Below are 14,213 nucleotides of genomic sequence, written 5' to 3'. Positions count from 1 at the left end.
ATCTGGCGTTGACTTTTGGCACGCTGTTGAGTTCTCAAGGAACGGACGCTTCCTTTGTACTCACCCGAGAGACTCTCTCAGGCTTTCCTCCGGGCCTCTTCCCTTCGGTCTTGCGTTTCCGACTCTATCAGATCTTTCTCCGATCCGATTTCCTCGGTGCTTTCCAGTTCGGCGCTTCCGCGCTTTCCCTTTCCGGCGTTGTCGACTCTATCAGATCCTCAGTTCCCTTCGGGCCTGACTCCCAGTCAACTGGGTTTGTCTTCCCGGCCCGCTGGGCCGTTCCGACGAGTGTGACTTTAGCGGATTCCTGCCGTCCGAGCTAATCGGCGGCTGCGCTCTCACATAAGTTCGAACACGGATTCCTCATTCCGAAAATACACACGCGAACGCGCACGACGATCAGATCGCCGATTGCGAGGAGGTACCTGCGGAATGGCTGTCCGGGGACCGACCGGAGTCGGCGCTCACGTCGGACAACTCGGAGAACACTACGGATGGGCACTGGTCGTGTCAACCTCCCTCCGTCCAGGCCCCTGGCGGCGTAGGCTGTGCCCCATGACTTCGCGTACGCGTCATCAGCAGTGGTGGGCCGCCTGACGGCGGCCGCCCTTTCACGTACGCGCTCAACGGCCGCCGCTTCGGCGGCCGTTCTCGTTTCTCCCTCCACAGGGGACGGCCCGCCGGTCGCGGCGGCTCCGACCAGGAGGTGGAGAAGAGATGACAAGGGTCTTCAGCGGGGTCAAGCCGACCGGACACCTGACGCTGGGCAACTACCTGGGAGCCATGCGGCGGTGGGCCGACGTGGACCAGCACCGGGCCGACGCCCTGTTCTGCGTCGTGGATCTGCACGCCCTGACCGTGGACCACGACCCCGCGCGGGTGCGCAGACTCAGCCGGCAGGCCGCGACACTGCTGCTGTCGGCCGGCCTCGATCCCGAACGGTGCACCGTGTTCGTGCAGAGCCATGTGGACGAACACACCCGGCTCTCCTATGTACTGGAGTGCGTGGCCTCCGACGGCGAGATGCGGCGGATGATCCAGTACAGGGAGAAGGCCGCGCGCGAGCAGAAGCGGGGCGGAAGTGTCCGGCTGTCGCTGCTGACGTATCCCGTACTGATGGCGGCCGACATCCTCGCCTACGGGACCGACGAGGTGCCCGTGGGCGACGACCAGCGTCAGCATGTGGAACTGGCCCGGGACCTGGCGGTGCGCTTCAACCAGCGGTACGGCCACACGTTCGTCGTGCCCCGGCCCACCCGGCCCGGCGTCGCCGCGCGGGTCATGAACCTCCAGGACCCGACCTCGAAGATGGGGAAGTCGGACGACACGGGGCCCGGCATCGTCTACCTGCTGGACGAGCCGGACGTGGTGCGCAGGAAGGTGATGCGTGCCGTGACCGACAGCGGGTCGGAGGTCGTCTACGACCGTGAGGCGCGGCCCGGCCTGGCCAACCTGCTGGAGATCCTGGCCGCGTGCGAGGGCCGGGACCCGGCGGAGCTGAGCGGTGCCTACGACTCCTACGGCGCCCTGAAGAAGGACACCGCCGAGGCCGTGGTGGAACTGCTGCGGCCGCTGCGCGAACGGCACCGGGCCCTGTGCGCGGATCCCGGATACGTGGACGGCGTCCTGCGGACCGGGGCCGAACGGGCGCGGGAGATGGCCCGGCCGCTGGTGGACTCGGCCTATCGCGCGATCGGCCTGCTGCCGGCCGGGTGAAGGGCGGCCGAGGAGCGGCCGACCCCGGGGTGCCCACCGACGGGATCGCGTCGGCGGGCACCCCGGGGTCGGGCGGCTCGCGAGGTCAGCTGGTGCCGGACGCGAGTGCGCGGCTGCGGTCGCGGGCCGCTTCCAGGGCGGCGATGAGCGCGGCACGCACGCCGTGGTTCTCCAGTTCGCGGATCGCGTTGATCGTGGTGCCCGCGGGTGAGGTGACGTTCTCGCGGAGCTTCACCGGGTGCTCGCCGCTGTCGCGGAGCATGACCGCCGCGCCGATCGCGGACTGGACGATGAGCTCGTGGGCCTTGTCGCGCGGCAGGCCGAGCAGGATGCCCGCGTCGGTCATGGCCTCGACCAGGTAGAAGAAGTAGGCCGGACCCGAGCCGGAGAGGGCGGTGCAGGCGTCCTGCTGGGATTCGGGGACGCGGAGCGTCTTGCCGACGGAGCCGAAGATCTCCTCGCTGTGGGCGAGATGCGCCTCGGTGGCGTGGGTGCCGCCGGAGATCACCGACATGGCCTCGTCGACGAGGGCGGGGGTGTTCGTCATGACGCGGACGACCGGCGTGCCGGCGGCCAGGCGTGCCTCGAAGAAGGAGGTGGGGATGCCGGCGGCTCCGCTGATGACCAGGCGTCCGGCGGGGATGTGCGGGGTGAGTTCGTCCAGGAGCGTGCCCATGTCCTGGGGCTTGACCGTGAGGATGAGCGTGTCGGCGCTCTTCGCGGCCTCGGCGTTGGTGACCGGGGTGACGCCGTGGCGGGTGCGGAGCTCCTCGGCCCGCTCCGGGCGGCGGGCGGTGACCAGGAGATCGGCGGGGGCCCAGCCTGCTCGGATCATTCCGCTGAGCAGGGCCTCGCCGATCTTTCCGGTGCCGAGGACTGCGACTTTCTGGCTCATGGCTGAGGATGCCCTCCAAACGTGTGCGTCGTCCGGGGTCATCCTCGCATCGGGGCGCCGGGGTCGGCGTGTGTGTCCGGGGTGCGGGACAGGGATGGGTGTTCAGGCGCTGCGGCGCCTGAGGGTCGCCGCGCCGACGCCGAGGACCAGCAGCGCGCAGCCCGCCACCACGAGGACGTCGCGCAGGAACGTGCCCGTCATGTCCGTGTGCCTCAGGACCTGGTTCATGCCGTCGACGGCGTACGACATGGGCAGGACGTCGGAGAGTGCCTCCAGGACGGGGTGCATGGCGGAGCGGGGGGTGAACAGTCCGCACAGCAGGAGCTGCGGGAAGAGCACGGCGGGCATGAACTGGACCGCCTGGAACTCGGAGGCCGCGAAGGCGGAGACGAACAGGCCGAGCGCCGTGCCGAGCAGGGCGTCCAGGAGGGCGACCAGGAGCAGGAGCCAGGGGGATCCCGTGACGTCCAGGCCCAGGAACCAGACCGCGATGCCCGTCGCGAGGGCCGACTGGACGATGGCCAGCACGCCGAAGGCCAGGGCGTAGCCCGCGATGAGGTCGCCCTTGCCGAGCGGCATGGCGAGCAGGCGTTCCAGGGTTCCGGAGGTGCGTTCGCGCAGGGTGGCGATGGAGGTCACCAGGAACATGGTGATCAGCGGGAAGATGCCGAGGAGTGAGGCTCCGATGGAGTCGAACGTGCGGGGGCTGCCGTCGAAGACGTAGCGCAGCAGGACCAGCATGAGGCACGGGACGACGATCATCAGGGCGATCGTGCGCGGGTCGTGGCGGAGTTGGCGCAGGACGCGGGCGGCGGTCGCCGTGGTGCGGGAGGCGGTCAGGGCCCTTGCGGCGGGGTGCGGGCTCGTGGTGGTCATCGCGGTGAGTCCTTTCCGGCGGCGGTGGTGGTGGGGGTCCGTGCTGCCGCCTCGTCCACCAGGCGCAGGAAGGCCTCTTCCACGGTGTCCGCGCCGGTACGGGTGCGCAGGGCGTCGGGGGTGTCCTCGGCGAGGATCTCGCCCTCGCGCATCAGCAGGAGGCTGTCGCAGCGCTCCGCCTCGTCCATGACGTGGGAGGAGACGAGGAGGGTGGCGCCGCGCTCGGCCGCGAGGCCGTGGAAGAGGGTCCACAGGTCGCGTCGCAGGACCGGGTCGAGCCCGACGGTCGGTTCGTCCAGGACGAGGAGTTCGGGAGTGCCGAGGAGTGCGACCGCGAGGGAGACGCGGCCTCGCTGGCCGCCGGAGAGCCGGCCGGCGAGGGTGTCGGCGTGGGAGGTGAGGTCGACGTCGGCGATGGCCCGGGTGACGTGCTCGCGGCGGCGGTCGGCGGCTGCCCTGCCCGGTTCCAGGACGGCGGCGAAGTAGTCGAGGTTCTGGCGGACGGTCAGGTCGCCGTACACGGACGGCGCCTGGGTGACGTATCCGACGCGGGAGCGCAGGCCGGCGTCGCCCGCGGGGCGGCCGAGGACCTCGAGGGTGCCGGTGACCTGGGCCTGGGTGCCGACGATCGAGCGCATCAGTGTCGACTTTCCGCAGCCGGAGGGGCCGAGCAGGCCGGTGATCCGGCCGCGGGGCACGGCGAAGTCGAGGCCGCGCAGGACCGTGCGGGCGCCGCGGACGACGGTGAGGCGCTCGGCGCGGACGGCGAGGGAGGGGTCCTCGGGTGGGCGCCGGCGAGGAATATTCATCATGCGATGAATATTGGAGGGCGTGCGGCCGCCCGTCAAGGGGAGGGGCGGCCGCGTGCGGTCACCAGGTGCTAGGCGCTAGGGGGCGACGGCGACCAGCAGGTGCACGTCGTAGACCTCTTCGACGAACCCGTCCGGGAACTCCGTCAGCAACTGCTCCCGCTCCTCGGCGAGGAACGCGCCGGCCCTCTCCTCGCCGAGGACGAGGAAGATCGAGTGGCTGCCGATGTTGGCCAGCCGGGTGTCGACGGGGATCCTGCGGCTCCAGCGGACGACGCGGTGGGTGAAGGCCGGGGGCTGTGCCACGCCCGCGAAGGCCCGCTCCAGCGGGCGGGCGCCGGCCGGGCTGTTCCTGGCGGCCTCCTCGGTCGCGAAGCGCCGGGAGATGCGGTCCGACTGCGCGGCGAGCCACGGAACGTCCGGGGCGTCGGTGTTCCACCACATCGCGAGGGCGCCCCCGGGGCGCAGCACCCGCAGGGCCTCGGGAACCGAGCGCACGGGGTCGGTCCAGTGCCAGGACTGGGCGTAGGTGAGGAGGTCGACGCAGGAGGTGGCCAGCGGCAGGGCGTTGCCGTCGCCGCGCAGCACGGGGACGGTGGCGAGGCGGCGGCGGAACTCGGCGGCCATGCCGTCACCGGGTTCCACGGCGACGACGTCCGCGCCCCGCTCGTGCAGGAGCGCGGTCGCGATGCCGGTGCCGGCCCCGACGTCCGCGACCCGGGCGCCGTAGAGCGGGCGTCCGGCGAGGTCCTCGAGGGCGTCGAAGAGGGCGGGCGGGTAGGAGGGGCGGTTCGCGGCGTACTGGGCCGCGGCGCCATCGAAGGAACGGGCGCGGGCGGCACGGAAGTCGGTGGTCATGCGGCCATGGTGGCCGAGCCCCGGCACGGCGACACGGGCTTTTACGGGGTCAGGGGGCCGGGCCGGGACACCCCGCCGAGGTCACGTGCGGCGGCGTCTGCCCGGGTTGCCGGTGCGGCGGGTGGCGCGCCTCTCGTGGGCCGCGCGGGCGGTGTCGTACTCCTCGCGGTGGAGTCTCTCGCCGGGGGCCTCGACCAGGCAGCGGACGAAGTACGCGAGGAGCGAGCCGACGAACCCGATCGCGAGCAGCCCGCGCAGGGAGGCCTGGCGCTCCAGGTCGGGGCGCCTGGTGAAGCCGCTCCAGGTGTGCTGGAACGCCAGCGCGCTGCACACCGCGAACATCACCACGACCAGGACGTCCACCAGCCTGCCGACGTCGGCGATCTCCAGGCCCTGGTAGGCGAGGCGGAGCACGAGGCAGGCGAGCGCGGCGGCCACCAGCGAGCCGGCGGCCACGGCGACGCGCCTGGCGCCGTAGCCGCCGTCGTGCTCCACCCAGGTCGTGCCGAAGAAGCGCAGGGGTTCGGGGCGCGGCCCCTTCGCGGTGTCCGGGGTGCCGTTCTCGTCGCTCACCCGTCGATTATCGCTCCGGTGCCACCGGCCGCGGCGCCCCACCCTCGTCAGCCGTCAGCCGTCAGCCGCAGCGCGAGGCGACCCAGCCGTCACTGCCGGTGTTCACATAGGCGTCCGCGACGTACTCGCCGGCCGCTGTGCGGTCCCAGATGGCGCTCGTGCCGTACGTCCCCGCCACCAGCGTGCCGGTGGTCTGGCAGAGGATCGGGATCCAGGCGCCCTCGGGCAGGGTCCGGACCACGGCGTAGCCCGTGCCCGGTCCGCTGCGGACCTTGAGCTGGATGCCGGGCGCCACCGGATAGGAGCGCACGGCCGAGGCCGCCTCGGTCGCGTTCCCCGGCTCGGCGCCGCTCCCGCTTCCCGTTCCCACCGCGGCCTGACCCGCTCGGTCGACAGACATGGAAGACCTCCCCCGTTCATTCCACACATGTCGTGCGGTCCCGTTGATTCCCGTGGATCGCACCGCCAAACACGCGAAGGCGACACACCCGTGGAGAGTACCCGCCACACGCGGGCACGCCGCCTCCGTCCCGTACACGTCATCGACTAGGCTCCCAGCGGCGCGCGGGTGGAGTGGGCAGGGACGAGCAGCAGGGGGTGGTCCATGGCGCCGCGACGCGGCACCGGAGCGGACGCGGAGGCGGACCTGCCCGAATTCGCCGGGCACTACCGCCTGGAGTCCCGTCTGGGTTCCGGCGGCATGGGTGTGGTGCACCTGGCGCGGAGCACCTCGGGGCTGCGGCTCGCGGTGAAGATCGTCCATGCCGGATACGCGAAGGATCCCGAGTTCCGGGGACGGTTCCGGCAGGAGGTGGCCGCCGCCCGCCGGGTGAGCGGAGCCTTCACCGCGCCCGTCGTGGACGCCGACCCGGAGGCCGAACGGCCCTGGATGGCCACGCTGTTCATCCCCGGCCCCACCCTGGCCGAGCATGTCAAGGAGCACGGTGCCCTGTCCCGGGCCCAGCTGCGCCGGTTGACGGCCGGGCTCGCGGAGGCGCTGCGCGACATCCACCGCGCCGGGGTGGTCCACCGGGATCTCAAGCCGAGCAACGTGCTGCTCGCCGAGGACGGGCCGAAGGTCATCGACTTCGGCATCTCCCGGCCCAAGGACAGCGAACTGCACACCGAGACGGGCAAACTGATCGGCACTCCGCCCTTCATGGCGCCCGAGCAGTTCCGGCGGCCCAAGGAGGTCGGCTTCGCCGCCGACGTCTTCGCGCTGGGTTCGGTGCTGGTGCACGCGGCGACCGGGCGCGGTCCCTTCGACTCGGACAGCCCGTACATCGTCGCCTACCAGGTCGTCCACGACGAGCCGGATCTGACCGGCGTGCCGGAGGACCTCGCGCCGCTGGTGCTGCGCTGCCTCGCCAAGGAGCCCGAGGACCGGCCCACTCCCGACGAGTTGATGCGTGAACTGCGCTCGGTCTCCGCGTCGTACGACACGCAGGCGTTCATACCGGCACAGCGGACGGGCGATACGGCGACCGCGTCCGGGGAGCAGCCCCGCGGGCAGAAGCGGCGTGCGGCGGGGACCGGTTCCGGGGAGCCGGGCGCCGGAGCGGGGGATGCGCGGGAGCGGCGGCCCGGGTGGGTGCGACCGCTCGGGCGGCTGCTGTCCCCTCAAGGGCCGGGAGGCGGGCCGAGGGGCCGCCGGCGCGGGCGGGTGGCGCTGGCGGCGGGGGCGATCGCCGTGATGGCGGGCAGCGCCTTCGCGGCGGCGCACCTGCTCGACGGCGACCGCACGGCGACCGTGTCCGCGCCCGGGCCCACGGCCTCCCCCTTCTCCCCGTGGCGCAGGACGCCGGTGCCGCACGCGACGACGCCGCCGCTGTGCGTGTACGGGGAGAAGAGACTGATCTGCGCCCAGATCGGCTGGGTCTACGCCCTGTCCCCGTCCGAGGGCACCGTCCTGTGGCGGCACAAGGTGGCCGTGGGCGACGGCGCGGTGTCGACCCCCGTGCTGTCGGGAGGCGCCGTCCGCATCGAGGTGAACGACGGTGCGCAGCGGGAGGCGCTCGACCCCCGCAAGGGCACCGTGCTGGCCCGGCATGACCAGCCCGCCGACATCGGGATGGCCTACTCCGGCGCCATGACGCTGTTCAGCCACGACAACGGGAACGTCGAGGGGGTGGACGACGCGGGCAGGACGAAGTGGACCAAGGCGATCCCGGGCTACGGCTTCCGCGCCCTGTCCTCCTTCCCCGGCGACCCGCTCGTGTACGCGACGAGCACGTCGGACGACTCCTCGGTCACCCGGATCGTGGCCGTGGACCCGGTGTCGGGGGCGGTGCGCTGGCAGACGCGGCTGAGCGGACTGCTGACACCGGTCGGCGCCGAGGACGGGTCGCTCGTCCTCCTGCGCAAGAACAAGATCTACCCCTCGACGGAGGAGATCGTGCGCTACACCCCGGCGCTCCGGGGAGCACACGAGGAGACCCTTCGGGTGGCGCTGCCCATCCGGCTCGACGGCGCTCAGGCCAGCCTGCACGGGAACACCGTCTACCTGCTGGGCGACAGCGGCGCGCTCGCCGCGGTGGACCTGCGTGCCCGGAAGCAGCTGTGGCGCGTCGAGACGTCCGTCAGCCTCGGATCGGCGCCCGGCGCGGGCGGCGGTCACGTCTACTTCACGGCGGGCGACGGGCGGCTGCTCGCCTTCGACAGCCACGACGGCAGGCTGATCGGCCAGACCCCCACCCGGCTCGGCGTGCATCCGGACCGGGTGGCGGCGGGGCTGCCGCAGCCCCTCGTCGTGGGCGATCGTGTGTACGCGGGCGCGCCGGACGGCTCCGTATTCGTGCTGGACGGACGGGACCCGTCACGCTGGTGACCCGACGGGTCCGGGCCGCCGCCCGCCTGTCGGGCCCAGCGGCGCGGCGGCTCAGCCGAGCTTGCTGACGTCCCGCACCGCGCCCCGGTCCGCGCTGGTCGCCATCGCGGCGTAGGCGCGCAGCGCGGCCGACACCTTGCGCTCGCGGCCGGCGGGGGCGTAGACACCGCCGAGGGCGTCGCGCCGGGCCGCCAGTTCCTCGTCGGAGACCAGGAGCTCGATCGTGCGCCCGGGGATGTCGATGCGGATGCGGTCGCCGTCCTCGACCAGGGCGATGGTGCCGCCCGAGGCCGCTTCCGGGGACGCGTGGCCGATGGACAGGCCCGAGGTGCCACCCGAGAAGCGGCCGTCCGTGATCAGCGCGCAGGCCTTTCCGAGGCCGCGGCCCTTGAGGTACGAGGTCGGGTACAGCATCTCCTGCATACCCGGGCCGCCCTTGGGGCCCTCGTAGCGGATGACGACGACGTCGCCCTCCTTGATCTGCTGGGTGAGGATCTTCTGGACGGCCTCTTCCTGCGACTCGCAGACGACGGCGGGACCCTCGAACGTCCAGATCGACTCGTCGACGCCCGCCGTCTTCACCACGCAGCCGTCGACGGCCAGGTTGCCCCGCAGGACCGCGAGACCGCCGTCCTTGGAGTAGGCGTGCTCGGCGGAGCGGATGCAGCCGCCCTCCGCGTCCACGTCCAGGGTGTCCCAGCGCTCCGACTGGGAGAAGGCCTCCGCCGAGCGCACGCAGCCGGGCGCCGCGTGCCACAGCTCCACCGCCTGCGGGGAGGGGGAGCCGCCGCGGACGTCCCAGGTCTTGAGCCAGTCCGCCAGGGACGGGCTGTGGACCGCGTGCACGTCCTCGTTCAGCAGACCCGCGCGGTGCAGTTCACCGAGGAGGGCCGGGATGCCGCCGGCCCGGTGCACGTCCTCCATGTAGTACGTGCGGTCCTTGGCGACGTTCGGGGCCACCTTCGCCAGGCACGGGACCCGGCGCGAGACCTGGTCGATCTCCGTCAGGCCGAACGGCACGCCCGCCTCCTCGGCGGCGGCGAGCAGGTGCAGGATCGTGTTGGTGGAGCCGCCCATGGCGATGTCGAGGGCCATGGCGTTCTCGAACGCGGCGAACGTGGCGATGGCGCGCGGCAGGGCCGTCTCGTCGTCCTGCTCGTAGTAGCGCCGGGTGAGGTCCATGACGGTGCGGGCCGCGTTCTCGTACAGCGACCGGCGGGCCGTGTGGGTGGCGAGCACCGAGCCGTTGCCGGGGAGGGAGAGGCCGATCGCCTCGGTCAGGCAGTTCATCGAGTTGGCGGTGAACATGCCGGAACAGGAGCCGCAGGTAGGACAGGCGTTCTCCTCGATGCGGAGGATGTCCTCGTCGGAGACCTTGTCGTTCACGGCGTCGGAGATCGCGTCGACCAGGTCGAGCGTACGGACCGTGCCGTCGACCAGGGTGGCGCGGCCGGACTCCATCGGGCCGCCGGAGACGAAGACCGTCGGGATGTTCAGGCGCAGGGCCGCCATCAGCATGCCCGGGGTGATCTTGTCGCAGTTGGAGATGCAGACCAGGGCGTCGGCGCAGTGGGCCTCCACCATGTACTCCACGCTGTCCGCGATCAGGTCGCGGGAGGGCAGGCTGTAGAGCATGCCGCCGTGGCCCATGGCGATGCCGTCGTCCACGGCGATGGTGTTGAACTCGCGCGGGATGCCGCCCGCCTCTTTGATCGCCTCGCTGACGATCCGGCCGACCGGCTGGAGGTGGGTGTGGCCGGGCACGAACTCGGTGAAGGAGTTGGCCACCGCGATGACCGGCTTGCGGCCGATGTCCGCGCCGGGTACACCGGAGGCCCGCATGAGGGCGCGGGCGCCCGCCATGTTGCGGCCGTGGGTGACTGTGCGGGACCTCAGCTCGGGCATCGTCGCTCGCTCCTTCGGTGATATCTCAGCTCACGTCGAGCGTACGCCGGTGCTCCAAGGGACGGACACGGGTGTCCGGAATATGGGACGCGTGTCTCGGCGCCGGGGGCTTGCGACGGCGTCAGGGGCGCGTCAGGTGCCCCTGCACCACCGGGGCCACCCGCGCCACGATCTGCTCCGGATCCGCCGACGCCAGCGGCTCCACCTTGATGACATAACGCAGCATCGCGACCCCGACGAGTTGCGCGGCCGCCAGTTCGGCGCGCAGCTCCGCGTCCGGGAGGTCCAGCTGGGCGGCGACGCGGCGCAGCAGCTGGGCGGCGACCAGGCGGCGGAAGACGGCGGCGGCCGCGTCGTTGTTCACGGCGGAGCGGACGATCGCGAGGAGGGGGGTCCGGGTCGCGGGGTTCTCCCAGATCCCGAGGAGGAACCGGGTCAGGCGCTCGCCCACGCCGTCGGGCGGGCCCTCGGCGAGCGCGTCCGGCGCGCTCAGTGCGGGCGCGAAGGCGACCTCGATGGCCGCCTCGAAGACCCGTTCCTTGGTGCCGAAGTAGTGGTGCACGAGGGCGGAGTCCACACCGGCGGCCTTGGCGATGCCGCGCACCGACGTCTTCTCGTAGCCGCGCTCGGAGAACTCCTCGCGGGCGGCGTCCAGGATGCGGTCGCGGGTGGCGGGGCCCGCCGCCGTCCGATCGCGGCTGGGCCGCCCCCTGCGGCGGGCGGGGCCCTCGCCGCTCGGCTCAGCCACGCGGCACCTTCATGGCCGAGGCCAGGTGCAGCCGGGTGAAGGCGAGGGCCTCGGCGAGGTCGGCCTCGCGCTCCGCGCTGGACATGGCGCGGCGGGTGTTGACCTCGATGACGACATGGCCGTCGAAGCCGGTGCGCGCGAGGTGCTCCAGGACCTCGGCACAGGGCTGGTCGCCGCGGCCGGGCACGAGGTGCTCGTCCTTGTTGGACCCGCTGCCGTCGGCCAGGTGCACGTGGCCCAGGCGTGAGCCCATGCGGTCGAGCATCTGGAGGGCGTCGGTGCGGGCGGTCGAGGTGTGGCTCAGGTCGATGGTGAAGTGCCGGTAGTCGTCGTCGGTGACGTCCCAGCCGGGGGCGTAGGCGAGCATCTCGCGGTCCCGGTAGCGCCACGGGTACATGTTCTCGACGGCGAACCGCACGTCCGTCTCCTGCGCCATGCGCCAGATTCCCTGCACGAAGTCCCGCGCGTACTGGCGCTGCCAGCGGAAGGGGGGATGGACGACGACGGTGCCGGCGCCCAGCTTCTCCGCGGCGGCGCGGGCGCGCTGGAGTTTGATCCACGGGTCGGTGGACCAGACGCGCTGGGTGATCAGCAGGCAGGGGGCGTGAACGGCGAGGACGGGGATCTGGTGGTAGTCGCTGAGCCGGCGCAGGGCCTCGATGTCCTGGCTGACCGGGTCGGTCCACACCATGACCTCGACCCCGTCGTACCCCAGGCGGGCGGCGATCTCGAAGGCCGTCGCCGTCGACTCCGGGTAGACGGAGGCCGTCGACAGTGCGACCTTCGCATCCGGGATGCGCACCACTGGATCTGCCACGGGGACAGCGTACGGGGCGCCGCGTTGACATGACGGGGCGGTCGGGGTGGGTGTGAAGAGCAGCACAGTGCCGCTGCGCTGGGCTTGGGGGGCGGGGGTTGGGGGGGCCGCCGGTTCCTCGCGCCGTTCCCCGCGCCCCTATCGGGGGCGCCTCAGGTCGACGGTTGGCTGCGGGCCCGTCGTGGTTGGTCGCGCCGTTCCCCGCGCCCCTGTCGGGGGCGCCTCGGGTGGGCGGTTGGCTGCGGGGCCGTGGTGCAAGACCGCGCGTCTGTCGGATGTCTGCGGGAGCGTCGTGGTGACTCGCGTGGTTCCCCGCGCCCTGACGGGGCGGGGCCTGTGGTCAGCCTGTCACCATGTGGTCCAGGCGGCGCAGGATCACGCCCTCCCTCAGTGCCCACGGGCAGACCTCCAGCGTCTCCACGCCGAACAGGTCCATCGCCCCCTCGGCGACCAGCGCCCCCGCGAGCAGTTGCCCGGCCCGGCCCTCGGAGACGCCGGGGAGGTCCGAGCGCTCCCGCTCGGTCATGCCGGCGAGCCGGGGCACCCAGGCCTCCAGGGACTCCCGCTTCAGCTCCCGCTGCACGTACAGCCCCTCGGCGGAGCGCGCCGCCCCCGCGAGACGGGCGAGCTGCTTGAACGTCTTGGACGTGGCGACCACATGGTCCGGCGCCCCGAACCGGCTGAACTCCCCGACCGTACGAGCGATCCGCGCCCGCACATGCCGCCGCAGCGACTTCACGTCGGCCGCGTCCGGCGGATCCCCGGGCAGCCACCCCGCGGTGAGCCGCCCCGCGCCCAGGGGCAGCGACACCGCCGCGTCGGGGTCCTCGTCGATGCCGTACGCGATCTCCAGCGAGCCGCCGCCGATGTCGAGGACGAGCAGCTTGCCCGCCGACCAGCCGAACCAGCGGCGCGCGGCGAGGAACGTCAGCCGCGCCTCCTCGGGGCCGGTCAGGACCTGGAGCTCCACGCCGGTGGCGTCCTGGACCCGGGCCAGCACGTCGTCCGCGTTGGTCGCCTCGCGGACCGCCGAGGTCGCGAACGGCAGCAGATCCTCGACACCCTTGTCCTCCGCCGCCTGGAGCGCGTCCAGGACGACGGCGATCAGTCTGTCGACCCCTTCGGGGCCGATGGCCCCACTGTCGTCGAGGAGTTCGGCGAGCCGCAGCTCCGCCTTGTGCGAGTGCGCGGGCAGGGGGCGCGCGCCGGGGTGGGCGTCCACCACCAGCAGATGCACCGTGTTCGAACCCACGTCGAGGACACCGAGTCTCATGTACGGAACGCTACTGCCCGCGCGTCGATGCTCGTTCCCCGATGTGCCCCAAGGCCACTTACCCTGGATGCGTGCCAAAGACGAAAAAGACGAAGGCCGACAAATCCTCCAAGGGGTCGAAGGCGGCCCCCGCGCCCGCGCCGCCGGGCGACGAGAAGGGGATCGACTTCGCGCGCGCGTGGGTGGAGTTTCCCGATCCGGCCGACGACGAGCAGGTCTTCCGGTGCGACCTGACCTGGCTGACCTCACGTTGGACCTGCATCTTCGGAAGCGGCTGCCAGGGGATCCAGGCGGGCCGCGCGGACGACGGGTGCTGCACGCTGGGGGCGCACTTCTCCGACGAGGACGACGAGAAGCGGGTGGCGGAGCATGTGGCACGGCTCACGCCGGAGATCTGGCAGAACCACGACGTGGGTCACGAGTCCGGCTGGGTCGGGAAGGACGACGAGGGCTCCCGCCAGACCCGCCCGTACCAGGGTTCGTGCATCTTCCAGAACCGGCCCGGATTCCCCGGCGGCGCCGGCTGCTCGCTGCACATCCTGGCCCTGCGCGAGGGCCGCGAGCCGCTGGAGACCAAGCCGGACGTGTGCTGGCAGCTGCCGGTGCGGCGGACGTACGAGTGGATCGACCGGCCGGACGACACCCGCGTGCTCCAGGTGTCCATCGGCGAGTACGACCGACGTGGCTGGGGCCCCGGCGGTCATGATCTGCACTGGTGGTGCACCTCGGCGACGTCGGCGCACGGCGCGGGCGACCCGGTGTACGTCTCGTACCGGGCCGAGCTGATCGAGCTGATGGGCAAGGCCGGGTACGACCGGCTGGTCCAGCTGTGCGAGCAGCGCCTGGCCTCGCACCTGCCCCTGGTGGCGCCGCACCCCGCGGACCCGGTCGACCCGGCGCTCTGAGGGCCGCCGGG

The 14,213-nt window shown here is 72.3% G+C and carries 13 protein-coding genes; 3 read left to right on the top strand and 10 right to left on the bottom strand.

Translation table 11 applies throughout. The features are described from left to right. Positions 1 to 717: 717 nt before the first annotated feature. Entirely contained in the window at positions 718 to 1,716 is a 999-nt protein-coding gene (trpS, locus tag AB0C59_RS09705) for a tryptophan--tRNA ligase (RefSeq protein ID WP_363002388.1), read from the top strand. Positions 1,717 to 1,801: 85 nt separating this feature from the next. On the opposite strand, the gene proC is transcribed toward trpS, so the two are convergent. The 6 genes from proC to AB0C59_RS09675 form a co-directional block, all read right to left on the bottom strand. Beyond that, positions 1,802 to 2,611 (bottom strand): pyrroline-5-carboxylate reductase, encoded by an 810-nt coding sequence (proC, locus tag AB0C59_RS09700; protein WP_363002386.1) that lies wholly within the window; start codon positions 2,609 to 2,611, stop codon positions 1,802 to 1,804. A gap of 102 nt (positions 2,612 to 2,713) precedes the next feature. Then, the gene (locus tag AB0C59_RS09695) at positions 2,714 to 3,487 is read right to left on the bottom strand and encodes an ABC transporter permease (protein WP_363002384.1); all 774 of its coding nucleotides are present in this window, start codon (positions 3,485 to 3,487) and stop codon (positions 2,714 to 2,716) included. Next, on the bottom strand, positions 3,484 to 4,299 hold the full coding sequence (locus tag AB0C59_RS09690) for an ABC transporter ATP-binding protein (RefSeq protein ID WP_363002382.1): 816 nt from the start codon (positions 4,297 to 4,299) through the stop codon (positions 3,484 to 3,486). Before AB0C59_RS09690 ends, AB0C59_RS09695 begins: the two co-directional genes overlap by 4 nt. A gap of 75 nt (positions 4,300 to 4,374) precedes the next feature. Then, a complete protein-coding gene (locus AB0C59_RS09685) occupies positions 4,375 to 5,154 on the bottom strand; it encodes a class I SAM-dependent methyltransferase (RefSeq protein WP_363002380.1) in 780 nt (259 codons plus the stop codon). Positions 5,155 to 5,235: 81 nt separating this feature from the next. Beyond that, complete coding sequence (locus AB0C59_RS09680; protein WP_363002378.1) at positions 5,236 to 5,727, bottom strand: EamA/RhaT family transporter; 492 nt, start codon at positions 5,725 to 5,727, stop codon at positions 5,236 to 5,238. 61 nt (positions 5,728 to 5,788) lie between these two features. Continuing rightward, on the bottom strand, positions 5,789 to 6,127 hold the full coding sequence (locus AB0C59_RS09675) for an SH3 domain-containing protein (protein ID WP_363002376.1): 339 nt from the start codon (positions 6,125 to 6,127) through the stop codon (positions 5,789 to 5,791). A 204-nt stretch (positions 6,128 to 6,331) separates the two neighbouring features. Here AB0C59_RS09675 and AB0C59_RS09670 point away from each other — a divergent pair, with 204 nt between their 5' ends. Further along, entirely contained in the window at positions 6,332 to 8,554 is a 2,223-nt protein-coding gene (locus AB0C59_RS09670) for a PQQ-binding-like beta-propeller repeat protein (protein WP_363002374.1), read from the top strand. Positions 8,555 to 8,605: 51 nt separating this feature from the next. Here AB0C59_RS09670 and ilvD read toward each other — a convergent pair whose 3' ends face one another. From ilvD to AB0C59_RS09650, 4 genes are all read right to left on the bottom strand, one after another. Then, positions 8,606 to 10,459, bottom strand: a complete 1,854-nt coding sequence (gene ilvD / locus AB0C59_RS09665) for a dihydroxy-acid dehydratase (RefSeq protein ID WP_363002372.1) — start codon at positions 10,457 to 10,459, stop codon at positions 8,606 to 8,608. Positions 10,460 to 10,580: 121 nt separating this feature from the next. Then, the gene (locus AB0C59_RS09660) at positions 10,581 to 11,207 is read right to left on the bottom strand and encodes a TetR family transcriptional regulator (RefSeq protein ID WP_363002370.1); all 627 of its coding nucleotides are present in this window, start codon (positions 11,205 to 11,207) and stop codon (positions 10,581 to 10,583) included. Continuing rightward, positions 11,200 to 12,024 (bottom strand): sugar phosphate isomerase/epimerase, encoded by an 825-nt coding sequence (locus tag AB0C59_RS09655; RefSeq protein ID WP_363002368.1) that lies wholly within the window; start codon positions 12,022 to 12,024, stop codon positions 11,200 to 11,202. The genes AB0C59_RS09660 and AB0C59_RS09655 overlap by 8 nt, the downstream gene beginning before the upstream one ends. Positions 12,025 to 12,364: 340 nt before the next feature. Continuing rightward, on the bottom strand, positions 12,365 to 13,297 hold the full coding sequence (locus AB0C59_RS09650; RefSeq protein WP_363002366.1) for a Ppx/GppA phosphatase family protein: 933 nt from the start codon (positions 13,295 to 13,297) through the stop codon (positions 12,365 to 12,367). A gap of 71 nt (positions 13,298 to 13,368) precedes the next feature. On the opposite strand from AB0C59_RS09650, the gene AB0C59_RS09645 reads away from it, so the two are divergent. Continuing rightward, positions 13,369 to 14,202 (top strand): hypothetical protein, encoded by an 834-nt coding sequence (locus AB0C59_RS09645; protein WP_363002365.1) that lies wholly within the window; start codon positions 13,369 to 13,371, stop codon positions 14,200 to 14,202. The last annotated feature ends 11 nt before the right edge of the window (positions 14,203 to 14,213 follow it).

This window comes from Streptomyces sp. NPDC048664, from assembly GCF_040650555.1.
Classification (GTDB): Bacteria; Actinomycetota; Actinomycetes; order Streptomycetales; family Streptomycetaceae; genus Streptomyces.
Note: the sequence above shows the minus strand (reverse complement) of the source record. Positions and strands in the feature narration are given on the sequence as shown.

Excerpts from the sequence above, each read along its gene's own strand:
- trpS (WP_363002388.1), top strand. The coding sequence starts at position 718 with ATGACAAGGGTCTTCAGCGGGGTCAAGCCGACCGGACACCTGACGCTG.
- proC (WP_363002386.1), bottom strand. The coding sequence starts at position 2,611 with ATGAGCCAGAAAGTCGCAGTCCTCGGCACCGGAAAGATCGGCGAGGCC.
- AB0C59_RS09695 (WP_363002384.1), bottom strand. The coding sequence starts at position 3,487 with ATGACCACCACGAGCCCGCACCCCGCCGCAAGGGCCCTGACCGCCTCC.
- AB0C59_RS09690 (WP_363002382.1), bottom strand. The coding sequence starts at position 4,299 with ATGATGAATATTCCTCGCCGGCGCCCACCCGAGGACCCCTCCCTCGCC.
- AB0C59_RS09685 (WP_363002380.1), bottom strand. The coding sequence starts at position 5,154 with ATGACCACCGACTTCCGTGCCGCCCGCGCCCGTTCCTTCGATGGCGCC.
- AB0C59_RS09675 (WP_363002376.1), bottom strand. The coding sequence starts at position 6,127 with ATGTCTGTCGACCGAGCGGGTCAGGCCGCGGTGGGAACGGGAAGCGGG.
- AB0C59_RS09670 (WP_363002374.1), top strand. The coding sequence starts at position 6,332 with ATGGCGCCGCGACGCGGCACCGGAGCGGACGCGGAGGCGGACCTGCCC.
- ilvD (WP_363002372.1), bottom strand. The coding sequence starts at position 10,459 with ATGCCCGAGCTGAGGTCCCGCACAGTCACCCACGGCCGCAACATGGCG.
- AB0C59_RS09650 (WP_363002366.1), bottom strand. The coding sequence starts at position 13,297 with ATGAGACTCGGTGTCCTCGACGTGGGTTCGAACACGGTGCATCTGCTG.